Source organism: Enteractinococcus fodinae (assembly GCF_031458395.1).
Lineage (GTDB): Bacteria > Actinomycetota > Actinomycetes > Actinomycetales > Micrococcaceae > Yaniella > Yaniella fodinae.
This window is the reverse complement of the sequence record NZ_JAVDYJ010000001.1, coordinates 2,423,466-2,447,540: the sequence shown is the minus strand read 5'-3', so window position 1 is coordinate 2,447,540 and position 24,075 is coordinate 2,423,466. Positions and strand designations below refer to the sequence as shown.

Annotated in this window: 19 protein-coding genes; 14 read left to right on the top strand and 5 right to left on the bottom strand. The window is 54.3% G+C overall.

The window, feature by feature from the left end:
* Nucleotides 1-30 precede the first annotated feature (30 nt).
* Entirely contained in the window at nucleotides 31-2,421 is a 2,391-nt protein-coding gene (locus tag J2S62_RS11360) for a penicillin acylase family protein (RefSeq protein ID WP_310174792.1), read from the top strand.
* Nucleotides 2,422-2,525: 104 nt separating this feature from the next.
* Here J2S62_RS11360 and J2S62_RS11355 read toward each other — a convergent pair whose 3' ends face one another.
* Complete coding sequence (locus J2S62_RS11355) at nucleotides 2,526-3,626, bottom strand: maleylacetate reductase (RefSeq protein ID WP_310174790.1); 1,101 nt, start codon at nucleotides 3,624-3,626, stop codon at nucleotides 2,526-2,528.
* A gap of 496 nt (nucleotides 3,627-4,122) precedes the next feature.
* Between J2S62_RS11355 and J2S62_RS11350 the strand changes: the two genes are divergently transcribed.
* From J2S62_RS11350 to J2S62_RS11340, 3 genes are all read left to right on the top strand, one after another.
* Nucleotides 4,123-4,764, top strand: coding sequence for a phosphatase PAP2 family protein (locus J2S62_RS11350; RefSeq protein WP_310174788.1), 642 nt, complete (start codon nucleotides 4,123-4,125; stop codon nucleotides 4,762-4,764).
* Between the two features lie 227 nt (nucleotides 4,765-4,991).
* On the top strand, nucleotides 4,992-5,963 hold the full coding sequence (locus tag J2S62_RS11345) for an LPXTG cell wall anchor domain-containing protein (RefSeq protein WP_310174786.1): 972 nt from the start codon (nucleotides 4,992-4,994) through the stop codon (nucleotides 5,961-5,963).
* A 356-nt stretch (nucleotides 5,964-6,319) separates the two neighbouring features.
* The gene (locus J2S62_RS11340) at nucleotides 6,320-7,258 is read left to right on the top strand and encodes a hypothetical protein (RefSeq protein WP_310174784.1); all 939 of its coding nucleotides are present in this window, start codon (nucleotides 6,320-6,322) and stop codon (nucleotides 7,256-7,258) included.
* Here the strand turns inward: J2S62_RS11340 and J2S62_RS11335 are convergent.
* Nucleotides 7,255-8,082 (bottom strand): oxidoreductase, encoded by an 828-nt coding sequence (locus J2S62_RS11335; RefSeq protein WP_310174782.1) that lies wholly within the window; start codon nucleotides 8,080-8,082, stop codon nucleotides 7,255-7,257. The two genes, J2S62_RS11340 and J2S62_RS11335, sit on opposite strands and share 4 nt — an antisense overlap.
* 163 nt (nucleotides 8,083-8,245) lie before the next feature.
* A complete protein-coding gene (locus tag J2S62_RS11330; protein WP_310174780.1) occupies nucleotides 8,246-9,505 on the bottom strand; it encodes an alpha-hydroxy acid oxidase in 1,260 nt (419 codons plus the stop codon).
* 155 nt (nucleotides 9,506-9,660) lie between these two features.
* Between J2S62_RS11330 and J2S62_RS11325 the strand changes: the two genes are divergently transcribed.
* Nucleotides 9,661-10,605 (top strand): aldo/keto reductase, encoded by a 945-nt coding sequence (locus J2S62_RS11325; RefSeq protein WP_310174778.1) that lies wholly within the window; start codon nucleotides 9,661-9,663, stop codon nucleotides 10,603-10,605.
* 63 nt (nucleotides 10,606-10,668) lie between these two features.
* On the opposite strand, the gene J2S62_RS11320 is transcribed toward J2S62_RS11325, so the two are convergent.
* Together J2S62_RS11320 and J2S62_RS11315 are read right to left on the bottom strand one after the other, a co-directional pair.
* Nucleotides 10,669-10,962 carry a hypothetical protein gene (locus tag J2S62_RS11320; RefSeq protein WP_310174776.1) on the bottom strand — a complete coding sequence of 98 codons (294 nt, stop codon included), beginning with the start codon at nucleotides 10,960-10,962 and terminating at the stop codon, nucleotides 10,669-10,671.
* Between the two features lie 188 nt (nucleotides 10,963-11,150).
* Nucleotides 11,151-12,170, bottom strand: a complete 1,020-nt coding sequence (locus tag J2S62_RS11315) for an LCP family protein (protein WP_310174774.1) — start codon at nucleotides 12,168-12,170, stop codon at nucleotides 11,151-11,153.
* Between the two features lie 419 nt (nucleotides 12,171-12,589).
* On the opposite strand from J2S62_RS11315, the gene J2S62_RS11310 reads away from it, so the two are divergent.
* The 9 genes from J2S62_RS11310 to J2S62_RS11270 all read left to right on the top strand — a co-directional run bounded on the left by J2S62_RS11310 (nucleotide 12,590) and on the right by J2S62_RS11270 (nucleotide 23,701).
* Entirely contained in the window at nucleotides 12,590-14,044 is a 1,455-nt protein-coding gene (locus J2S62_RS11310) for a polysaccharide biosynthesis tyrosine autokinase (RefSeq protein ID WP_310174772.1), read from the top strand.
* Nucleotides 14,041-14,634, top strand: coding sequence for an arsenate reductase/protein-tyrosine-phosphatase family protein (locus J2S62_RS11305; protein WP_310174770.1), 594 nt, complete (start codon nucleotides 14,041-14,043; stop codon nucleotides 14,632-14,634). Before J2S62_RS11310 ends, J2S62_RS11305 begins: the two co-directional genes overlap by 4 nt.
* Before the next feature lie 56 nt (nucleotides 14,635-14,690).
* The gene (locus tag J2S62_RS11300; protein ID WP_310174768.1) at nucleotides 14,691-16,430 is read left to right on the top strand and encodes a polysaccharide biosynthesis protein; all 1,740 of its coding nucleotides are present in this window, start codon (nucleotides 14,691-14,693) and stop codon (nucleotides 16,428-16,430) included.
* On the top strand, nucleotides 16,427-17,557 hold the full coding sequence (locus J2S62_RS11295) for a DegT/DnrJ/EryC1/StrS family aminotransferase (RefSeq protein WP_310174766.1): 1,131 nt from the start codon (nucleotides 16,427-16,429) through the stop codon (nucleotides 17,555-17,557). The genes J2S62_RS11300 and J2S62_RS11295 overlap by 4 nt, the downstream gene beginning before the upstream one ends.
* Nucleotides 17,557-18,222 (top strand): sugar transferase, encoded by a 666-nt coding sequence (locus J2S62_RS11290; protein ID WP_310175868.1) that lies wholly within the window; start codon nucleotides 17,557-17,559, stop codon nucleotides 18,220-18,222. The genes J2S62_RS11295 and J2S62_RS11290 overlap by 1 nt, the downstream gene beginning before the upstream one ends.
* 1 nt (nucleotide 18,223) lies before the next feature.
* A complete protein-coding gene (locus J2S62_RS11285) occupies nucleotides 18,224-18,880 on the top strand; it encodes a NeuD/PglB/VioB family sugar acetyltransferase (RefSeq protein ID WP_310174764.1) in 657 nt (218 codons plus the stop codon).
* Nucleotides 18,881-19,328: 448 nt separating this feature from the next.
* Nucleotides 19,329-20,516 (top strand): glycosyltransferase family 4 protein, encoded by a 1,188-nt coding sequence (locus J2S62_RS11280; protein ID WP_310174762.1) that lies wholly within the window; start codon nucleotides 19,329-19,331, stop codon nucleotides 20,514-20,516.
* Nucleotides 20,517-21,086: 570 nt separating this feature from the next.
* Nucleotides 21,087-22,190, top strand: coding sequence for a glycosyltransferase (locus J2S62_RS11275; protein WP_310174760.1), 1,104 nt, complete (start codon nucleotides 21,087-21,089; stop codon nucleotides 22,188-22,190).
* Between the two features lie 341 nt (nucleotides 22,191-22,531).
* Complete coding sequence (locus J2S62_RS11270; protein WP_310174759.1) at nucleotides 22,532-23,701, top strand: O-antigen ligase family protein; 1,170 nt, start codon at nucleotides 22,532-22,534, stop codon at nucleotides 23,699-23,701.
* The last annotated feature ends 374 nt before the right edge of the window (nucleotides 23,702-24,075 follow it).

Below are 24,075 nucleotides of genomic sequence, written 5' to 3'. Positions count from 1 at the left end.
TGACTCTAGTCACGACGAAAGGAATGCCCAATGAGCTCCCGACGAGATATCGATACAGAACCCACAGATCAGGCTTCAGGGGCCACTTCCGAAGAGTTCGAGGTCAGCGGTCTTGACCGTGACGTGGAAGTTCTGGTCGACCGTTGGGGTGTTCCGCACATTTACGCGCAGTCCAGGATGGATGCATATATGGCCCAAGGCTTCCAGGCAGCCCGAGACCGGTTATTCCAGATCGACCTGTGGCGCCGTCGCGGCCTGGGCCGGCTGTCCGAAGCCCTCGGACCAGGACATGTCGCTCAAGATCGAGCCACCCGACTATTCCTATACCGCGGCGACATGCGCGCCGAGTGGCTGTCCTACAGCACCGAGGCCAAAGATATCGTCACCGCATTCGTGACCGGCGTGAACGCCTTCGTGAACTGGGCTCTGGAAGACCCGGCGCGTCGGCTGCCACCCGAATTTGCTGAGCTCGGCTACGAGCCCGCCCACTGGGCCCCGGAGGATGTGGTGCGGATCCGCACCCACGGGTTGCTTTATAACGTGGAGCAAGAATTGGCCCGTGCCCTGACCGTGCGGGACCTTGGGCCAGAAGGCGAAGAACTGAGGTCTGTGCGCGAGCCGGTTTCGAACATCACGGGACCCACAGACCCGAGTCTGTATGAACATCTGTCGGAGTCCGTACTGGAGGTCTACCGGTTGGCATTCGCTCCGGTGGATTTCGGTGCTGGCACTTCAGCAGAGCAGCCTGCGCCATCAGGGAGCAACAACTGGGTGGTCGCGCCGTCACTTTCGGCAACCGGCAGACCGGTGTTAGCCAATGATCCACACCGCGCGGTAACGCTGCCATCTCTGCGGTACCTGGCACACCTGGAGGCCCCGGGGTTGAGTGTGATTGGCGCTGGCGAACCAAACCTGCCGGGTATCTCCATCGGGCACAACGGGCGCGTGGCGTTCGGGCTGACGATCTGGCCGGTAGATCACGAGGACCTCTACATCTACCAACTCCACCCTGAAGACGATGACCGTTACCTCTACAAAGGTGCGTGGGAGGAATTCGAGACCATCGAAGAACGGGCTGCTGTCGCCGGAGCCGAGGATGTTATTCATTCCCTGTCCTACACCCGACACGGGCCCGTCGTGGCGGTAGATACTGGAAACCGCCGCGCTGTGGCCGTGCGAGCAGTGTGGCTACAGCCGGGCATGGCTCCCTATCTGGCCAGCCTTGAATATCAGGACGCAGCGGACGCTGAACAGTTCCGCCGGTCGTTGCGCCGCTGGGGTGCTCCGGCCGTGAACATGGTGTACGCCACGACAGACGGAGACATTGGCTGGCAGGCCAGCGCTCTAGTGCCCCGGCGTCCCGGCTGGGATGGTTCACACCCCGTACCCGGCGACGGCCGCTACGAGTGGGATGGTTTCGCTGCCGTCGAGGAGTTGCCCTCGGTCCATAACCCCGAATCCGGGTGGTTCACCAGCTCCAACGAGCACAACTTGCCAGCTGATTTCGACAACGATGCACTGACGACCACGAGCGACTGGTCCTCTGACGCCCGCCATGAACGGCTCGTTGAATGGTTTTCCAGCGGCGAGTCGATCGGTATCGATTCAAGCCTGGCTATGCAGTCCAACGCAGATAATCTCCACGCGCGGCACCTGCTCGATACCCTCCACAGGGTACGTCCGGAGCAGTATCAAGACGAATGGGCACAGCTGCAAACTTGGGACGGCACAGAGTCCGTGGATTCTTTCGCCGCACTGCTGTACCAAGTGTGGCAGCGTCGACACCTACGCCCCTGGCTCGTAGACCAATCTCTCAAGCGCTTGAACGTCACCCCTGCGGCAGCGGCCAAGGCTAGACACCGTCTGCTGCGGGCCGAGACTCTCAGCTCCGATCTCCGACCCGACATGCGTATGCTCGCAATGTTCGATCAAGCGATTGACCAGGACCTCACGCTCCTTAACGAAGGAGTGGCGCAAACCTTGGGCCAGGCACTGGAAGAGATAGCACAGCTTTTGGGACCCGACCGCGAAAGCTGGACGTGGGGAGCCTTGCACCAAACGACACTGCGCCACCCTGTACTGAGCAAAGTCACCGACGTGCCAGCAGACTGGGGTAGCCTGCCATCCGTTGCCCGGGCGGGCAGCGGCGACACCGTGGGCATGGCCGCATACGACGCCGAATTCAACGCAGTGCTGGGCGCCAGCTTCCGCATGGTCTTAGACGTTGGCGAATGGGACCAAAGCCGAGCGGTTAACACCCCCGGCCAATCCGGAGATCCCCGCTCAAAGCACTACGCGGATCTCTTGGACCTCTGGGCCGAGGATGGCTCCTTTCCCCTGCTCTATAGTCGAGAAGCCATTGAAGGCGCCGTCGATCAGTGCATCATCCTACGGGCACTACCACGAAATAGTGACCGCTGAACCACCTCCAGCTACCCGAAGGCAACAAGGTCGCCGTCAACCTGGGTCCTGCCGTGTCGATGCGCCACCACCTGCATCAAGCGCGCCGGGGGCTGGATCGGCTTTTACAATGTGTGCGGTCCTGAGGCCGGGGATTCAAGCAAGACCGCCGGGTCATCCCCGACGAGTGCGGCTTGCAGTAGCTCAGTCAGGTTTTCAGCGGTGACTGGTCGAGGATTACTTGCGGGAACTGCCGGCAGAATGATCTTAACTGCCTCGACAATATCGGCTTCGGTGAAGCCATAGTCGGTCAGCTTGTCAGGAGCACCCAGTTGGGCGCGCAGTTGTTGGAGCCCCTCCAGTGCATCATCGGCACCAAGGGCTTTAGCGATCCGGTCCCGTGCATCGGGTGCGGCATCCATATTGAAGGCTAGAACGTAGGCCAGCACGGTGGCATGTGTTTGGGCGTGGGGCAGATTGTAGGTCCCGCCCAGCACATGGCAGATCTTGTGGTGCAGCCCGGATCCGGCAGAAGTAAATGCGACCGCAGACAGGTAGGCGCCGTAGAGTAACTGCTCCCGACCGGCAAGATCTTGCGAATCCTGCACAATGGCGGGCAGCCCGGTTGCAAGGGCTGAGATCCCTTCGGCGGCGAGCGCCTGGTTGATTGGGTTGGCGTGGGGTCCCCACATCGCATCGATACAGTGGGCCATCCCGTTCAGGCCGGAGGCCACCGACAGCTCCACGGGCAGTGACATGGTCAGCTCGGCATCATAAATTACGGTGGTCGGCAGGACGACGTCATCGATTCCGGTGGTCTTGCGTGCAGCTTCGGTCAGGCCCCAGACATTGGTGGCTTCTGAGCCCGAGTAGGTGGTTGGGACAGCGATGATGGGCAGCCGGGTTTCCAACGCGATGGCTTTGGCCAGCCCGGTAGTAGAACCGCCACCGACACAGATCAGCAGATCCACTGCGTTCTTGCGTGCCACCTGGCGGGCGTCTTGGGCCACTTCGATGGGCACGTGCATGACCACATTGTCGTAGTTCACCACCACATCAATTTCGGCAGCAACACGTTGTGCCAGCTCTCGTTTCGAAGCGCTCGCGATCAACATGATGCGCTGTGCACCCAAGCGCTGCACCTCTTCGGCAAGGCGGCTTGCTGCTTGGCCAGCTCCAAACAGTACGCGCTGACCCAAGGTGGTGTGTGAAAATTCGAGCGGCATAGCATTCCTTCAGTGAGCGGTAGGGAATCTAGCATCCAGCCTACGACGACCAGGTGAGCCTGCCCCGATTAAGCCCAATGTTAGGCGCGCTGAGCAACCGGCTAGGTAAGTGCCAGAAATCTAACCCCTCTGTGCTGAATCCTTAATGGGAAAATGTTCTGCGATTTTCTCATTAGGGATACTAATGAGAAAACCACGACGGCACACAGTCTTTGCTCAGACGATTCACGTTGAAATTTGAGATGAACGTAAGCTCCCCATCAGGGAGGTTTCTTAGAGTAGGTACTACCTCTTCAAGGTGTGAGTGATGACGTAACTGAGGCCTCGGGTTCTACGGAACTCGAGGCCTCAGGCGTGTCCGGTGGGTTCGTCGAGTAATAGCCCCCTCGTAGGAACAATTAGTCGCAGATATTCCTTACAGACCGTTAGAGTTAACACGATATGGCCCCGCTATTTCGCGGAGGTGCCGCCGGTTGTGTGAATGTGTGAGGGTAAGTTGGGTCAGACAAGACAGATCGTTGGGCCGGTTCTCCTGTGGCTGCTAGTTGCAGCAACCATCGGTGCGCTCACCACAGTGCCATCGTGGAGTGCAGAGCTATCAGCCACCATGGCAGTGGACCCCTGGATTACCATCGGCCAGGTCATCTCCCCAATAGTGATGATCGTGCTGGGGCTGCTGTACGTGATCATGTTGATCCGTACCTGGGTCCAACGTGAAAACCTCCCATTCATCCGGTTAGTTTTTGGCGCTGGTACCGCACTAGCCATTACGATCGTCAGCTTCGTCCTACAGAACACCTACGGCAAACCCCGGCCCTGCCACCTGACAGAGCTTGGCGGCTGGTGTCCGGCCAATGAAAGCTTTGCCTACCCCTCAAGTTTTGCCGTGATCGCTTTTGCGGTGGCGGTCGGTCTGGCCTTTGCGGTGCCGTGGACCTCTTATCTGGTTTTTCCGCTGGCAGTCCTCGAAGGTGTAGCCAGCATTCTTGCTGGCCATCAGTTCCCCCACGACGTGCTGGTCGGGGCAGTCCTGGGAGGCCTCGGAGCGATCGGGTTGCTCTACATGTTCATCAAAGTCCAAGCACGCATGGCAGAAAATTTGGCGGAAGCACGGCAGCGGAAGGCACCCATCGACTGAGAGTAATTGGCAGTAGTGGGGATCGGCCCGGTGTTTCCCAGTTCGGTCATCTGAATCGTGGCAGAAACTCCTCGTTGCTGACTGTGATGCAGGGCATCTTTCAGTAGTATTTGACCTACGGGAACAGCCAACCTCCATAGACGGAGGGGATCGTTCTCGCTCTACTACCTCGTCGGAGACCATGTGGGACAGTTATGAAATTACTTCCGGTCGTTTCTGCTAGCGCAGTGGCAAGCCTCATTGCCGCTGCGAGCATCGTTCCTGCCCATGCCGACGACCTCGAACCCGTGACGTTTCGCATCACAGCGAGCATAGAGGTCGAACCGGACGAAGACACCGACGAGCCGGATGCCCCCGAGACCGACCCGGCAGAAGAGGAGCAGGCCGACCACGAAGTCGACGCAGAAACTGTGACGCCAACTCCTGAGCAGACGGAACCAGAGCGTGTCACAGAGCAGGCCGAAGCTCCGGTCGAGGTCGAGACTGTGGTGCCTGACGAGCCGACCGAGCCGGTCGAAGAAACGCCCCTTACAGATTCCGTAGAACTCTTCTCTGCAGTACCCGCTGAACAGTTACCTGACGAAGCAGCAATCACTCCACGGAATGCCTCAGTGGGGGAGACCCCGAGTCCGCAGAGCCGGAGTTCTGCAACCGGCCTGACATCAGTCTCACAGAGCTCCAACTCTACGAGTAGCACAGCTTCACAGGATGAGAGTTCTGCTGATCAAACGGCACCTGCACGGGAGGAGTCACGAGCTGCAGCGTTCCCCACGGTCCTTGATGACGCCCTCGAGGCGAACAGTCCACCCCGGCTAGAAGCTGAGGGCGTGCCCGCTGAGCAGGGCGGAGCTCAAGCAGCCAACGAAGAGCAGCGAGACATCCCACCAGAGCCGCGAGAGATTTCCACAATAGAACCCTCGGACACAGTCCGGGATGACAGCTCACCAGAGCCTGAGGACTCTCCAGAGCCAGAGGACAGAGCATCCAAAGACGAAGAGCCTCAAAACACAGAGCGCGAAAAGCAGCGCATTGAGTCGGCCGAGCGGTCCGACAAAGGTCCACTGCCCGCAACCGGAGCGAGCTCAGCGGCGCTGGCAATCGGCGGTGTGCTGATACTGGCTACCGGACTCGTTCTGGTCTCCAAGCGCCTGCGTGCTAAGGAGGCAGCGCCTCGTGGGAGACGCGCCAAACGAGACTGATGCTCGCAGAAGGATGTCGTAACCCTAGCCCGCGGCGGTGGCCGCAGGTTGACGTGAGTGCAACCTAGGCTTCGGTAACCACGAAACTCCCGTTTATGCGTGTGAGTGGGGAAGAATTGCACGCTTGAGTAGGTGCGGTAAAAGTTGCGAAATCAACTAATACCGAAAGCGCTTTCCGAGTTGTCCAACAATCATCTAGGCAGTATGCGCCAATATGCCAATTCCTCGCAATCTTGTCGTGAGATATAGCACAATTCATGGTGTCTCTGGCCTTGAGAGATAGTTGGCGCGAACATTCTTCTGGGAGTTGGATGCTCTAGTCCGGCGGTTCACCTAGCACACCTTAGGAACCCACTATGAAGCTCCGTTCACCGCTCGTTGCGAGTGCCATCGGCGTGCTGATTGCAGCAGCACATGCTGTCCCAGCGTATGCCGAGCATGACACAAATTCCCTCGATAAAACGTCTACACCTCGCGCCGAAACGTCGGAGACCATCACGGTAGGCAATGATGAGCTGGCTGATCCTACGCCCCCATCAGAGTCTGCGGAGCCCACAGCTCCCAAACCTACGGATCCGATCGATCCGCCAGCCAAAGCAGACCCTCAAGCCCCGTTGGATCCGAAGCAATCTCCGATCCCGAAAACCCCCACAGATCCTGTACAACCCACCGCTCCAGTGCCGCCGAAGAATCCAGCGCACCCTACCGAAACCACGAAACCCCTTACCCCGGTCGAGTCGCCAAAGCTTTCAGTGCCCATACATCCAAGCGAACCTAGCGCTCCGAAAACTCCGCCACCTCCCTGGGAAGCAATCAGCTCTGAAGATCCCACGGAACTTCATACACCAACTGCCCCAATGGGCCTGACTGACCCTGAAGTCTCCGCGCCACCGGCAAGCACGACAGAGAGCCCGGAACGAGTAGCGCCATCGGCACCAACCGATCCTGAGGCCGCAGAGGAGCCCGGGGTACATTCCGGGACCGTCACGTATTACTTTGGGCAACCGGTGATTCTTGATGTCGGCGATGGAACGTTCAGGGAAGACGCTACCCCGAAAGTGTGGGGAGAGCTCCTCACAGAGTCAGTTCCCTGGGATCACCCACAAGGCGTGGTACCTACTGCCTCGCCAGTAGAAACCACTGAGCATAGTCTGGCCCAAGCCGGTTCGATCTCCAGCACACTGTTCATAGGCGGGGCTCTTCTGCTAGCCGCCGGGGCAGTGCTGCTGATGTGGGGGCGACGAGCTGATCAAGAAAGAGCATCTGCCCTCGAACTCGAATCCCCGGAGAGTTAAGCAAAATCGGTGTTCAGCCCGATGTGTTCCCATTCCATCAGATCATCGAGCTGCTGATTTAGGTCGGTCTCGGCAACTCTGTTCGCGGCCTTGCCTAAGACCAAGCGCATAGGCGGATCTTCCAGTTGGGCTAGCTGCATGATGGCAGCGGCAGCACGGTCCGGATCGCCCGGCTTGGTATCTATCGAGGAATCGTTTTCTTTTCGACGCTTCCCGGCGGTCTCAGCATAGGCCTCTAGTGCAGTATCAGCCTGCTTGAGGGAACGGCTAAAGAAATCCGTGCGGAAGGGGCCGGGCTGGACAATCGAGACACGGATACCCAACGGAGCGACCTCCTGGCGTAGCGCTTCGGAGGTTGATTCCAGCGCAGCCTTGGATGCGGCATAGTATCCCGATCCGGGTGCGCTGCGTTGGCCAGCAATAGACGAGATGTTGATGATCATGCCGTTGCCCTGCTCGCGCATCAGCGGCAGCACAGCATTGATCATGTTGACAGCACCAAAGTAGTTCGTGTCGAACAAGTCGCGGATCGCCTCGGGTTCGCCTTCTTCCACCGCGGCACGGTATCCGTAGCCGGCGTTATTGACCAGCACATCTATCGCACCGAAGTGCTGGCGGGCTGCATCGACCGTCGACTCAATCTGCTCTTCGTTGCGAACGTCTAACGGCACCGACAGGGCAGTATCCGGGTAGGCCTCGGCGAGATCAGCCACAGACTCAGTGTTCCGTGCCGTGATCACAGCCTTATCCCCGGCCTCTAAAACACGCTGGGCAAGTGCGCGGCCGAAGCCGCTTGAGCAGCCAGTAATCAACCAAGTGGTCATGAAGGAACCTTCCTAGGGCTTTCAGGGTATTAGTTGCACACTATTGCGCAGGTCCCGTCTTGGAAACCATTGGCGCGCCTACACGCTCAACCTTGAAGCAAGAAATCCTGCGGTGCTTATCGACGAGGCGATGGACAGCACCACCGATAGAGGACGGTGGACGTTATTCAGCTCGGACGCGCGAGGATGTCTCACGGGGCACCAGTCGGGTCAGCTGCGTGACGTGAGATGGGTTCAGTTCTTCGATGCTGGCTGCACCCAAGAGCCCCATGGTCCGGCGGATCTCGGCAGACATAATCTCGATCATCTTGTCGACGCCGGCTCGACCACCTGCCATCAGACCGTAGAGCCAGGCTCGGCCAACCAAGACGAAGTCAGCACCAAGAGCATGAGCTGCGACGATATCTGCGCCGTTGGTTACACCGGTATCCAACATGATGGTCGTGTCATTGCCCAATTCGCGGGCAACATCTGGCAACAGATGGAAGGGGACCGGTGCACGGTCGAGCTGGCGACCTCCATGGTTGGACAACACGATGCCATCAACGCCAGCATCGACCATGCGCTGAGCATCCTTGAGAGTCTGGATGCCTTTGATCACGATCTTGCCAGGCCACATCTGGCGGATAATGTCGAGGTCGGTTTCCGAAATCGTGGGGTCGAACGCAGCGCCAATCAGATCAGCCACGGTGCCGCCCGTATTGGCAAGGGAAGCAAACTCGAGCTGTGGAGTGGTGAGAAAATTCATCCACCACTCCGGTCGCGGCAGTGCATCAAGCACGGTCTTAACGGTCAGCTGCGGCGGGATCGAGAACCCATTGCGGGTATCGCGCATCCGGTTGCCAGGAATCGGGGTGTCGACCGTGAAGAACAACGTATCGAAACCTGCTGCGGCAGCTCGCTCCACCAGGCCGTAGGAGATGTCCCGGTCTTTCATCAGATATAGCTGAAACCAATTCCGCCCCTGCGGGTTCACGGCTTTCACTTCTTCAATCGAAACGGTGCCCAGGGTGGACAACGTAAAGGGTATGCCAGCAGCGCCTGCCGCACCGGCCCCGGCGATCTCACCTTCGGTCTGCATCATGCGTGCAAACCCGGTCGGAGCCGTTCCGAAGGGCAACGCACTGGGCCCGCCAAGAATCTCTACTGAAGTATCGATATTCGGGGTGGGTTTGAGGATCTCAGGGTGGAACTCAATGTCTTGAAACGCCTGTCTGGCCCGCTGGTAGGAAATCTCACCTTCCGCAGATCCATCCGTGTAATCAAATGGCGCTTTCGGCGTACGACGTTCTGCGATCTTGCGCAGGTCCTCGACGGTCAGTGCCTTATCCAACCGCCGCTTCACTGCATTGAATTCGGGCTTTTTGAATTGCACTAATTCCCGTAGTTGTTTGGGATTTGGCAGTTGGCGTTTGATCGACATACCTCGGCACTCCTTCAATGGCGGACTACCGCTTAGCTTATGTTTAAACTTCGTCCCAGCGATGCAAGTGTCGACCATCACCCCTGCAATCGGCGCTGAAACCACTACGCTAGGGCAAGCAGGATTTCACGATAGTATTCCCTCGAAAGGATTGCATGGCTGATAAACAACTCATCAACCCAGACGTGCCACTAGCACTCGGTGGCAACACGTTCGGCTGGACCTCTAGCGAAGATGACACCTTCGCAGTGCTCGACGCATTTCTGGATGCCGGAGGTGCACATGTCGATACGGCAGATAGCTACTCACAATGGGCACCAGGCAATAGCGGTGGCGAATCCGAAGCTATCCTCGGGAACTACTTTGCAGCACGCGGCAACCGTGACAAGGTCTTCTTAGCAACGAAGGTTGCCGGCTGGGAAGAACAGCCTGGACTCACACCCGAAAACGTTAACGAGGCTGTCGAAGCCTCCCTGGCTCGGTTGCAGACTGACTACATTGATTTGTACTACGCCCACTACGACGATGAATCACAGTCCCCGCAGCAACTGGCTCGCACTTTCGATGCGCTGGTCAAAGACGGGAAGGTTCGCCATATTGGGCTGTCTAACCTCTCGCCAGAGCGCCAAGCAGCGTGGATTGCTGCGGCGCAGGAAGGAGGCCTGACAGTCCCGGCCGCTATCCAGCCGAACTACTCCCTGGCCCACCGCAGCGACGTCGAAGGTACCGATGGCTACGGTGAGCTCGCAGAGCAGCACAATCTGGCTGTCTTCCCATACTATTCATTAGCGGCCGGATTACTGACCGGTAAATACCAGTCACTGGAAGACTTTGAAGGTTCGGATCGTGCGGGACAGCTGGCACAGTTCGCCAATGAAGACGCCCTGGATCTCGTGGGCGCCTTGGTTGGGATTTCCGAGGAGCTCGATCACGAGCCAGCTTCGGTCGCGCTGGCATGGTTGCTCGCGAAAGATGTAACTGCCCCGATCGCTTCAGCCCGAGTCCCCGAACAGCTTGACGCACTTATAGCAGCCAGCGACGTACGGCTCTATCCAGAGCATGTCGCTCGACTGGACGAGGCTTCACAGAAGTTTCTCTAAACTCCCTAGACACAGCAACTGCGGGCCCAGAAATTTGGGCCCGCACTTGTTTGGGTTAAAAACTTAGTCGGTGTCCTCGGGGAACGTTTCTTCGAACTCGTCTTCCTCAAGCACTTGCTGCTCTTCAAGCGCCCAGTCATCTTCCGCCAACGGTTCTGCAGCTTGTCCTGTCACAGTGGTTGGGCTATCGGTTTCGCTGAGCACCACTTGGTCATTGCGCAGCGGATCTTGTGCATCTAATGTCTCGGGGTAATCGGATGAGCCTTCTTCAGGCGGCTGAGCATCGCGGCCGTCTTTTGGTCGTTCTAGATCCGGGCCGTCAATATCGCCAAGTACTTCTGGGTCGTTCTCAGTCACGTCACTACTCCTTTCATAACCTGGGCTTCTAATAGGCCTAGGACTCGTCACTTTACGTTGTCGCACTAGCTGAGGGAATAGCCGAACGAATGCAACGAAGGCCGATGACAAGGGGGCTGGTGAAATAAAAATGTGCACCGCCCAAAGGACGATGCACATTTCTGATCCGTTACAGGGCCGTAAAGTTTTTAGCGGGGATCAGGCTGATAATCAGCGAGATCATCATTCTTGAAGCGTTCTTGAACTTCCTCGAGTTCATCCCAATCCACGTAGACAACTGATTGTCCACCACCTTCGGTGCCCAACCCGGCGGTGGGCAGCGTGAAGCTGGTGATATCATTGGCTCGCACTGAAGACATTGAGGTGCCCAAACCAACCATGGTTCCAGCACCGAAGTCGCCATCGAGGGCCACATAAGGAGTCGTCGCTTCCACCAGGTCGTTCAGTTTGCCCGGGTTGGTAATAGTATCGCGTGACAGGATCTCACCAGCCATGCTCCGCATGAATAATTGCTGGTTCTCGACGCGAGTGTAGTCACCGTCTGCGAAGTCGCGGCTGCGGACGAACTTCAATGCTTCTTCACCGTTGAGGTTGATAGGACCCTGAGCGAATTCTGTGCCACGGACACCAAACGCACGGGGGTTATTGATTCGCACGCCGCCAAGAGCGTCAGTCATATTCTGGAAGCCATTGAAATCGACTACCGCGACGTGATCAATGCGTTGATCGAGGAGGCCTTCAACGGTCTGGACCATCAGGGGGACACCACCATAAGCCATGGCCGCGTTGATCTTGGCGTGCCCGTGGCCAGGGATTTCTAACCAGGAGTCACGCATGATCGACATGATCTGCACACCGCTACGATCCGACGGGATGTGAGCCACCATGATGGTGTCAGCACGGTTGCCGATATCATCAAGTACCGGAGTCGAGGTGTCAGCTCTCGAATCGGAGCCGAGCAGCAGAATGTTCATCGACGCATCGTCTTCGCCCTCCGCGGGTTCGGAAGCAGCCGGGCGGAGGGAATTATCCGGGAACGCGCTTTCGATGGTTTCGAAATCTTGCAATTTCGACAGGGCAGCCCAGACAATAGCGCCTGCGATCAACAAAACGACTAAGAACGCACCCAGAGTCCAAAAGAGAGCTTTTTTCTTCTTGGAGGGGGCACGTTCTTCACCGTTAAGGATCTCCATGGTGTTATGACTCATGCGAGATACTATATAACGTTCTAGCAGTTCCGATGAATTGGCCTATAAACCGCGAAGGGGTATGAAGGTTCTGCATGTCAAGTTCTGACTATCGACTGTAAAAGTGCTATTGCAGATAGTTTGTGCCAGTATCATGGTGAGAGGCTTCAGGCAGGGGCATAACACCTGCATTTACTGCTAGACATAAACTGTGTCGTCTCTTATCTGGCCGGCATCACACGAGGTCGTCATAAACCTCACTAGGGGTGAAGTGATGTGGTGATATAGGGAACAGTAAAAGATTGAACAAATGACAGGTGCTGAAACCCTTAGTGAATTCGGGGTGAAGAACCTGTCGATGCAGTCCGGTTTGTAACTGGTTGAAAATCCTAGTAGTACTATGAGGATTCCGGAAGAACCATTCAGTAGGGGAGAAGTGCGTGGAATTACGCGACTATCTGCGTATTATGTATGCCAATTGGGTGTTGATCCTAGGGAGTACACTCCTCGGAGTTGCAGTAGCTGCGACGCTCTCGTATCTCACAACTCCCGCATACGAAGCACACTCTAAAGTTTACGTGTCAGTTCGAACCGACACCCAAGCGTCTGGTGACCTGCTGCAAGGGTCGAACTTCGCGCGACAAAATATGGCGACCTTCGCTGAACTGGCTACAACCGAAAGTGTCTTGACGCCGGTTGCTGAAGAGCTAGAACTCGACCGGACCGATGCTCAACTGGCCGAACAGGTGACCGTTACGGCCCCGGCTGACTCGACGCTGCTCAATATCACGGTCACGGATGAAGACCCGGAGCTTGCCGCTGAGATCGCCAATGAAGTTGGAGCTCAGCTGAAGACCCTGGTGGAAGAAGAGCTCGAATCTCGCCAGGGAGACGCAGACGATAGCCCCGTACAGATCAACACCGTGCAATCGGCCGCCACTCCGTTCGATCCGGTCAGCCCGCGAATCGCAGTCAACCTACTACTCGGGCTCCTACTTGGCTTTGCTGTCGGAGTTGGTGTCGCCATCCTCCGGTATGTCCTCGATACCCGTCTCCGCTCGCTTGATGATATCGAAGCGATCACTGATGCCCCGATCCTTGGTCGAATTGTTGATGACCCGCAAGCTCACAAGAAACCCATCATCGTCCATGTCGACCCCAAGCATCCACGTGCCGAAGCGTTCCGTACCTTGCGCACTAACCTGCAGTTCTTGGATGTCGACGAAGGACCGAAGACCTACGTCATTTCCAGTGCAGCACCTGGGGAAGGTAAATCCACTGTTTCGACGAACCTAGCTGTAGCACTTGCTGAAACCGGACTGCGCGTAGCGCTCGTAGATGGCGACTTACGTAAGCCACGTGTCGCTAACTACATGGGCATTGAAGGTGCCGTTGGTCTAACGGATGTGCTGATCGGAAGAGCAGACCTGTCAGACGTCCTTCAACGATGGGGTCGAACCGAACTGTATGTTCTCCCAGCCGGGCAAGTACCACCGAACCCTTCTGAACTTCTGGGTTCTGAGTCTATGCAGCAAACACTGGAGATCCTCTCTAAGAGCATGGACGTTGTCATCGTTGATGCACCGCCTATGCTTTTGGTGACCGACGCGGTGGTCATCGGAGCTAAGACTCAGGGTGTCATTCTCGTAGCGGCCGTGGGTTCCACTCATCAGCAAAGCTTGCAAGCAGCAGTTGAAACACTCGAGACCGCGCACGTACCACTACGTGGCGTCGTGGCGAAGAGACTGCCAGCCAAAGGACCGGGCCGTTACATGTACGGTAGCTACTCGTATGCCTATGAAGAAGACGATGTCACTCTCACTGCCCAAGACCGCACCCCGCCTCGCAAGGCGAAAGCGAGCTCGCGACGAGCAACTAGGGGACTCAAACGATGAGCTCCGCTCCGCAATTCACGATCTTGTTCGTCTGCACAGGAAACGTTTGCCGCTCTCCACTGGCGGAACTCCTATTGCACCAATCGATCAATACGCCTTCCATCAAAACACTCAGCGCAGGAACCCAAGCACTGGTAGGGCATCAGATGCCCGAGATTCAACAAGAGATCGCTACTCAGCTCGGGGTCGAAGCACCAGAGGAGCATCGAGCTCAGCAGCTTGCCTTGCAGCATGTTGAAAGCGCGGATCTCATCCTGGGAATGGAACGGCAACACCGTAGCGAAGCAGTGAAATTATCGCCCCGTGCGCTCAGGAGAACCTTCACGCTTCGCGAGCTTGCAAGGATTGCTGAGCTCGTTCCAGATGAGGACATTGCTTTCAGTGAGGCAGCCAACCTCGTGGAGAACATGAAGGCACTGGTCGAAGCCGCGGCTGTGAACCGTGGTTTGGCTGTATCGTTCGAGGATCCTGAAGACGACGATGTCGTGGACCCCTACAGACGTAGTAAGCAGACCTACAAAGAATCTAGGGACCAGGTCGTGAGTGCCTTAGGTGGAATCGTTACTTATCTGAATCGAGCTGCCGTATGAGTGATTCACGTTTCAATGTATCGGGTATTCGCCGCGCTAGGTGGAAGTCTGCTTTGATGGCTGTTGCAGACGCTTCAGCGTGGTTCGTTTCGGTGCTCCTTGCATTATTTCTGCGCTACGAGTTCGATGCATGGCGCATCGAATGGCTATCCACCGTCCTGTTAGCAGTCGTCATGGCGGGGTTCTTTGTACTTGTCGGGTTAATGCTGGGCATTTACTTAGGTAAATACGCCTACGGCTCCCTGGACGAAGTACGAACCGTCACGCTAGCAGCGCTCCTAACGAGCGTGGTATTTTCTGTCTTCCTACTTCTCACTGGATTCCAAGCTGAAATACCACGGAGCTTGGCACTCCTCGCGTTCCCTCTAGCGGTAGTCATTATGTTTGGGCTGCGTTTCCTCTACCGCTTGAGTATCGACCGAGCTCGGCTACCTGCCGGCGCCGCGACCCCCGCGCTTGTGGTTGGTGCAGGACAAGCTGGTGAGATAACGGTGCGCACCATCATGAATGATCCAGATTCACCATTGAGAGCCGTAGGTCTCATTGATGATGACATCACCAAGCGCCGACTGCGGTTACATGGCGTACCTGTGTTGGGGACCTCGGATGACATAGAACAAGTCGCCAAACAAACGCGCGCCAAAGTGCTCGTCGTGGCCATTTCCAACGTTTCTCCGGAATTTTTAGGGGAACTCACGGACGCCGGAAATGCTGCTGGTCTACGCGTTTTGAAAACTCCAACTGTCCAACGGCTGATGGAAGGCCCGATCGGAGTACAGGATCTCCGATCTGTGTCTATCGAGGACCTCATCGGACGGACTTCCGTAGATACTAACGTTGAAGAGATAGCCGGCTTCATCACCGGTAAAAAAGTCCTTGTGACAGGTGCTGGCGGGTCGATTGGTTCTGAGCTGTGCGTTCAACTCGCGAAATTTGGTCCAACCGAACTCATCATGCTTGATCGGGATGAAACCTCGCTTCAGGAAGCACAGATCAGGCTTCAGGGGAATGGCCTGCTCGATGGTGAAGACATTGTGTTGGCTGATATCCGTGAAACCGAACTGATGCGCCAAGTATTTGCCTCCCATCAACCCGAAGTTGTGTTTCATGCTGCGGCGCTCAAACACTTGCCCATGTTAGAGAAGTATCCGGAGGAAGCTTGGAAAACCAACGTGTTAGGGACACGCAATGTCGTTCAAGCCGCCATGGCCAGTGGTGTTGAGACATTTGTGAATATATCAACTGATAAAGCGGCCAACCCTACCAGTGCGCTTGGTCATTCCAAGCGGGTGGCAGAGAAGATCACCGCGTGGGCAGCGAAAGAAACCGGAAGACCGTATCTGTCCGTGAGGTTTGGCAACGTCATCGGTAGTCGAGGCTCCATGCTGCCGACGTTTGAGCGATTGATAGAAAACGGCGGACCAGTAACCGTGACGCACCCAGAAGTAACTCGTTACTTCATGACCATTCCTGAAGCGTGCCAACTAGTTATTCAAGCTGGCGGGATCGGCCGTGCAGGGGAAGTGCTCATCCTTGACATGGGGGAGCCAATCAAAATATTAGATATAGCCAAACGAATGATTGCAATTTCGGGCAAAGACATCGAAATCGTATACACGGGGCTTCGTGAAGGCGAAAAACTCCACGAAGAGCTCGTAGGGGCAAATGAAGATCTTGAACGCCCGTTCCATCAACAAATCTCTCATGCAACGGTGGGCAGTCTGTCACCGGAAAATATGGACCTGCAGGTCTGGCTTGACCGAATGGAACACGAGAAAGGTGCAGTTATCCGATGAACGAAAGAATCTACCTTTCGCGACCCGATATTACTGAGCTTGAGGAACAAGCTGTTTTAGCTGCGATGAAGAGCGGATGGGTTGCGCCTGCGGGCCCAAACCTCGAAGCTTTTGAAAAGGAAATGGCTGCTCGAATTGGTGTCGAACACGCAGTCGCATTGAGCTCAGGAACAGCTGCTTTGCACCTAGGGTTACTGGCACTTGGCGTCAAGCCGGGGGACATCGTGGTCACGTCCACGATGACTTTTGCAGCGACCGCCAATGCAATTGTGTACACAGGTGCCACCCCATACTTCATCGATTCCGATCCCGTGACTGGCAACATGGATCCAGGCCTGCTTCGTCAGGCACTGGGAGAATTATCGAGTCAGGGGACACCTGCAACAGCGGTTGTACCGGTAGATCTGCTAGGCAAAGCGGCCGATTACACAGCCATCGAGGCGATCAGTAAAGAATTTAACGTTCCGATTCTTGCTGATGCAGCAGAATCTCTGGGTGCCTCACATGCAGGTCGGCCGGCAGGCTCTTTTGGAAACGCTGCAATCTTGTCCTTTAACGGGAACAAGATTATGACAACTTCTGGTGGAGGGATGTTGCTGACTGATGATGAGGCCATTGCGTCCCATGTACGGTACTTATCGACTCAAGCGCGACAACCCGTGGTGCACTATGAACACGCCGATATCGGTTACAACTACCGTATGAGTAATATTCTGGCAGCCATCGGCTGTGCGCAATTGACCCGGCTCGATGAGATGATCACACGGCGACGAGAGTGGCGCACCAGGTATCGGCAGTTTCTTGACAATGTTCCTGGCATTGAAATCTTTGGGCAGGAAGATAGTGAAGATAACTGTTGGTTGACTTCTATCATTGTAGATCCGCATGTCGCTCCGGTCACTGCAAAAAAAATACAAGCGGAGCTGGAGTCAGCAAACATTGAGTCTCGACCATTATGGAAACCTATGCACCTGCAACCAGTCTTCGAAACGATGCCGGGGCTTATAACCGGAACTTCCGAGAAACTATTTCATAGAGGTGTTACGTTACCTAGCGGGTCGGAAATGACAAGGACCCAATTCGCACACGTGCTGTCAACTTTGCAAGAAAAGATGGAGACTGCGTGATGAAGGTATACCGAAGATTTTACGCCTCGGTGAAGCGTGGTTTGGACATAGTCAGTTCAGCAGCCGCGCTTGTGGCTCTCTCGCCGATAATAGGGGCAGTTGGGGTTGCAGTGAGAATGAAACTTGGAACGCCAGTCATCTTTAGACAAGACAGACCGGGTTTAAATGGTGAAATCTTCACGCTCTACAAATTTCGCAGCATGTTAAACGTTGATGAGAGTGTGGGGCGGGTAGCGAACGAAGATCGAATGACTCCCTTCGGCTCGAAACTGCGTGCTACAAGTCTGGATGAATTGCCATCACTGTATAACGTTCTTAGGGGTGATATGAGTCTGGTAGGTCCTCGTCCATTGCGGGTTGAATATCTGGAGAGATATACAGATGATCAGGCACGGCGACATGAGGTAAAGCCTGGTGTCACTGGCCTCGCGCAAATTCAGGGACGTAACGAACTGAGCTGGTCAGAACGGTTTAAACTCGACGTCGAGTATGTGGATAATCGATCGTTGCTTTTAGACATCAAAATCATTCTAAAGACAGTATTCGTGGCTATAAAGCGTGAGGGGATTACAGCAGAGGGTGCTGTAGTAGGTGACTATTTTTGGGGGAGCTCACCGGATTCTGAAGCACAAATACCTGTGCAGTCAAGTCAGGAGCAGCGCTGAGATGTCTTTGCGATTAGTGATAGTTGGAGCTGGGGGCTTCGGCAGGGCAGTTTACGAGTGGGTTGGACTGTCGCCAAAGCACTGCCAAGACACTGGGATTGCTGAGGTAGTTTTTATAGATGATAACCCTGGGCCTATAACACCTCAAGCCTCTGTAATCGATACGGTTGGCAACTACATACCTGAGAGAAACGATGTTTTGTTAATTGCAGTGGGATCTCCACGTGCAAAAATGGAAATTGTAGCTAACTTAGAAGAGCGTGATGTAAAGTATCATACCTTCGTAGCTGATCAAGCAGTTGTAGCCCCTAGTGCGGTTATTGGTGCTGGTGTGGTGATCTGTCCTGGGGTCGTAATAGATCCGGACGTCATCATAGACAATCATAGCCATCTCAATAAGAACTGCTCTGTGGGTCACGACAGCAGGCTAGGTGAATACAGTACCCTCAGCCCTCTCGTGAATGTCATGGGAGGCGTTACTCTGGGCCGAAAAGCCTTCGTAGGTGGCAGCGCTGCGATTCTGCCGTCTCTGAGAATCGAGGACGGATCTGTCGTGGGAGCAGGGGCTGTCGTAACACGCGATGTAGGCGCGGGTACTACGGTGGTCGGCAACCCTGCGAAGGCCCTTGTAAGACCGAAGAGTCCCGCGGGTACATGACAAGATTGCAGTACCGGGTAGAACGAACAATTCGGCGCTAACGGGTATCTAACTGTGAGGTGAGGTAGCTGGGAACGGATAACGAATTGACTAGATGGGTAGAGAGTCTGGCAGGCAAGTTTTCTTACCACCAAAATTCTGTGGACTAGCATTAGAACGATGAAAATAGGCTTATGTGAGCCCTGACCACTATGGAAGTAAGCCGTCTCGGCTCCTATCTGGCATGCTACATTAAGTCTGGCTTGCCCGGGAGCCCCACGCAGTACTCAATAGGTCGGTCTTGTTTGAACAGCGGTGCCTGAATCTTAACCATGCTAGCGGGCAGGTCTCGAGAGAACGAGAATACTAGTATCTAGGGGCGGCGCAGGCGTGACGACTTCGAAGACGTGTAGTGAGAAATTGTGCATGGTTGAGGCTAAGTGAGATTAGATCCGGAGAGCGAAGTGGTATGAGGTTAGATGAATTGGATAGGGAAAAAGGAAAACCCAGAATAGTTCTTGGCGTTACTTCCTTCCGCTCATTGAAATTCTTGCGGGGAGTGGGAGATTATTTGGCCTCATTAGGGTGGGACGTTCATCTAGTATCCTCCTCACAGGGGGGCGAAGGTCAATCCTTAAATAAGAATGTCACCTGGCATAAGATTAATATGTCACGAGAGCCTTCACCTGCGCAGGATCTGAAGGCACTAATTAGCTGGATGCGTCTCTTCCTTATATTGAAACCGGATGTGGTGAGCTCCGGTACGCCTAAAGCTGGCTTATTGGGAATGCTCGGTGCTTTCGCCACGCGTATACCTAAACGAACTTATCACTTGCGGGGTCTTAGGCTCGAAACAGAGTCTGGACTTAAACTGAGGCTGTTAAGGTTTATAGAGAAACTGACTTGTGCAGCAGCGACAGATGTCTTGGCAGATAGCCCGAGCCTTCGTGATGAAGCTGTGCGCCTTGGCCTTGTATCTCCAAATAAGATAACTACCCTAGGACGGGGCAGCTCCAACGGTGTAGACCTGAATATATTCAATCCAGCGCGCAAAAACTCTAACACTGTCCGAGCCCTCCGGGAGAATCTTGGCCTTGTGCCTGGGGTGCCGGTGGTAGGGTTTGTCGGGCGAATTACTAGGGATAAGGGCGTCTTTGAGCTGGCGGCAGCCAGCCGTATGCTACACGATCGAGGAGTTCCCCACCAGCTGTTGGTGATCGGGTCAACTGAGCTGAAAGAGGGCGTCGCTCCTTGGAGGCAAGCGGGATTGACCGGAAACCGAAGCCCCGTCTTGGTTGGTCATGTTGAGGATATAGAAAACTACTATTCTCTAATGGACATATTGGCTCTCCCGACGTACAGAGAAGGTATGGGCAACGCGCTTCTCGAAGCAGGCGCTTTAGGGCTGCCCACTGTTTCGACTCGGGCTACAGGAGCTCGGGATGCAAGCGTTGACGGCCATACCGGTATTCAAGTGGCAGCCCGAAGTCATACTGAATTAGGTGCTGCACTCGAGAAGCTTATTGAAAGTCCCCAACTGCGCCGAACAATGGGGGAGGCAGGCGTTATGTTTGTCCACAAGTACTTTGATAAAGAAAATGTTTTGCGACAACTAGCGCATTATTATAGTGAAGGCAGTAGCGTCAAAAATCGATGAGGGGGATGAGAGGGTGCGAGCCCGACGAACCTAGTACTTAGTATTCTTAGAGGTAGTAACCGCAATATCGGATCTTATCTGACTCGTCGAGCATTGCTTGCAATGGTGTCTCCAGACGGGTTTTATTGTGTGGGTAGTAATTTGACTCAAAGATAAAAGAACGGAATATCTTGTCACGCGGGCTCCGCTCTAGAAGATAACTAAATGACTAGTGAAACGTACTCACTGCACGTGAACTCTGTCAGAAAGGCATGTGCTAACTCAGGGTGAGTCCCTTTTGCAATGGTTACGGCATCGTAGAAGATTAGCGACCAGTAAGACGATGAGCATCAAGGTCCACGACAACTTGGGGATAGGTGTGAGGCCTTGATGGCGGTACAGGGTCATAGGTTAGGGATCCCGACGGGCACGAAGCATTACCGTCATAGTTAATAAATCACTTGAGAGGTGAGAATGAATCGTTCTGCGATTAATAATCATGCGACTACGCCTAAGGCTGATTTGCTTTTCATGAGCGTAACACGGCTTCATGAGGATGAGCAAGGACGCCTACGCTCAACCGACCCTCTAATGTCAGCTGCTGAGTGGGAGCCATTTTTACAAACGTTTAACAAGATCACAGTACTAGCGCGGGTAGAACCTGGGTTAGTCCGGAATGAAGGATACCTACTTCACGAGAGGTTGGAGGTGGTCCCAATCCCCTACTACTCTGGGGTAGTTAATTACTACCGTAAACGTGCTGAAATACTAGATTTTATTTTCAATTACATCGCCGACCCTGAGCAAGTGTATTACATGTGGGTACCAACACAAATCGCGGGTCCAATAAGTAAAAAGGTGAAAGAGATTGGCGCAGCGCTCATTCTCAGAGTGATAGGTGACCCTGCCGGGGTAGCAAAGTCGATCCTACCAACACCAGCAAACCATCTAGCTGCCCGTATTGAACAGAGGAAGTTACGTAGGACAGTACAATATGCTGATGGCATTATCTACGTAACTTTGAGGACTTTACAAGAGTTATATCCTCCAAGCCAAGAAGCACTTGTTCAAGCTCGGACAGACGTCGTATTCTCCCCAGAGTTGTTAGCAATAACAAAGAAGCGGCGCCATGATGCTGAAAAGGATTTTTCCATAATTGCAGTAGGTAGCCAGCAACAGAACTACAAGGGACACGATCTTTTAATCAAAGCCGTTGGCTCCTTGCAGAAGCGCGGATATGATATTTCGTTGACCTTGGTAGGTCAGGGAGCCAAACATGAGGAACTAAGATCCCTGGCTAAAGAGTTGCAAGTTAAGGGGGCTTTCTTCATAGAGCGGTTAGGTTTTAGTCTTGACGTAGCACGGTACGTGAGTACTTTTGACATGTTCGCAATGCCATCTAGGACCGAAGGGATGCCCAAAGCTCTGCTAGAAGCTATGGCTGTAGGAGTGTTATCTATCGGCTCTTCTGTAGGAGGGATACCTGAGATTCTTGAAGAGGAGTGCCTCTTTGAACCAAATTCAGTATCAGCTCTTGAAGAGAGGATTGCGTTTCTTATCGAAAACAGGGATCTGGCAGAGGAACAGCGAGAACTCCAATCGGAAAAGATCGCTCTTATTCACGAACACTACTCAGGCAACCAAGTAATTGAGAACTTTTTGGAGTCGTTTCTCAATCAAAAAGTCTATCGCTAATATTTGGGTATACCAACAAAGTGGATATTGTCAGGTGTAAGACCTCCAGATCAAGCGCTTTGCAGCCCGTGCGGAGGCATAGCAGGGGGAAGGGCAACAGGCAGTCCAAGAATTTAACACAATCAAAACTCCTCTATGATTCTTATACGCCAACTAATTGTCGATGGAGGATAGAAGATTGGGTCTCAGGTAGCGCGACTAACCTTCTGGTTCGCATGCAGAAGGACTGTCCACCTCTAGTGCCAGCACAAATTTAATTTTTTACTCCGTCGGGTAGCTGCCAATGAATAGCCGCGTGAGCGAGTAGAGTCGGCCCGAGAGTATATAAGGGAGCGTTCAGAATGTATGTAATCCGTGCCCTGCTCGTGGCGTTGGTGCTGCTTGGAGGTTATCTAGGGCCCGGAAGTGATTCGTATATTACTCAACCGGCCATAATCATAGCGGCATTTTTTCTGTTATTGGAAGTCGCTCGTCACTTGCCCAAGCTTCATTCGATTATTCCATTTATCATTTTGGTATTCGGCCTCTTATCAGTACATCGAATGTTTTCAGAACCTTTGTTGGAGTACGGTGAGCAGAAGTTCGTTTCTTTATGGACAGTAATTGTTTTCTCCGCTGCGATCGCAAGCCTAATTTCTTTACCACGTGGTTTCATTGCCCTTGCAGTGATTTGGGTCGCAATTGGAATTTATCTCAGCGCCGCAAGCTTACTGAACAGCGATAGCTTGAGGGCTGAAGTATTTGGAATGAACCCCATTTGGGTTTCTAGAGTAATGTCAGCTGGCTTCGTTCTCCTTGTCTGGCTCTACTGGACTAAACGAATTCGATTAGTGTGGACGATAATAATTGGAATTTCACTATTCCTCGGTATTTTCGCTACTGGTTCGCGCGGACCCTTGGTCGCGGCGCTCAGCGGAACTGCGGTGATCATACTCGCTTCTAAGATAACGATTGGTAAAAAAATCTGGGCGTTAGCGCTAGGCTCTCTCGGTACGCTTGTTCTAGTGAAATTGCCCTGGTTCAGTGAGTCGCGTATTGTCGGTATCCTAGCGGGCGAAATTGATGGTGGAACCGCCAGGAAACGCATGTGGGAACAGTCTTTACCTGTAATTTCTGACCACCCCTTAGGTGTTGGATACGGCAATTGGGCTCTGTATACCGATGGCTTCAAGGGGTTCTACCCCCATAATCTCTTCCTGGAAGTATTTATTGAGCAGGGGGCAATTGTGGGCACCTTTTTTATTCTCTTAGTACTCGCAATTCTTGTGAGATGTCTAAAAACTTCTCGGCATTCAACGATAGCTCTCGGTGTATCCGCGTGGCTTGTGGCGGAAATTGTTCACGTATCTGTTTCCGGAGATCTAAAAGCTCCTATCTTCTTCTTTTCGTTAGCTCTAGCATTTCTTGTTGCTGCACGCACAAAAACCTCAGACGGTCCTGGGAAGAGGAATCCTACTTCCTCAACGCTCCAAAAACCACTTAAATTAGTGCGTCTAGGCAACAAGCAGTGACGGAGATGCCTCTATAAAGTTTCCGCGGCATAAACGGGCATGCTTGGACGGCGCTCGCGCATGAGTCATAAACTCTCCGGTCTTAGACGTCACTCATATGCAGCAGCCACGCCAGACGCTGACCTGGAACAGAACTCGCAGGCTATGTGGATTTGACTTTGCGCCCGGCACGAGGGCACCGGCCTATCGTTAAGGTATAAGCCTTCGCGCGTGCGTGGAAGAATAGATCTCGTGTTAGCGGCCATGGAAGACTGCCCATAGGCGGTCAATGATAGTTCCCGCTGGCGGTCAGGAAAACTGCCCACTGGTGGTCATGAGTTCTGCCCACGATCGTCCATCGTTGTGCTGCGTGTCTGATACGCAGCGGACCTCTT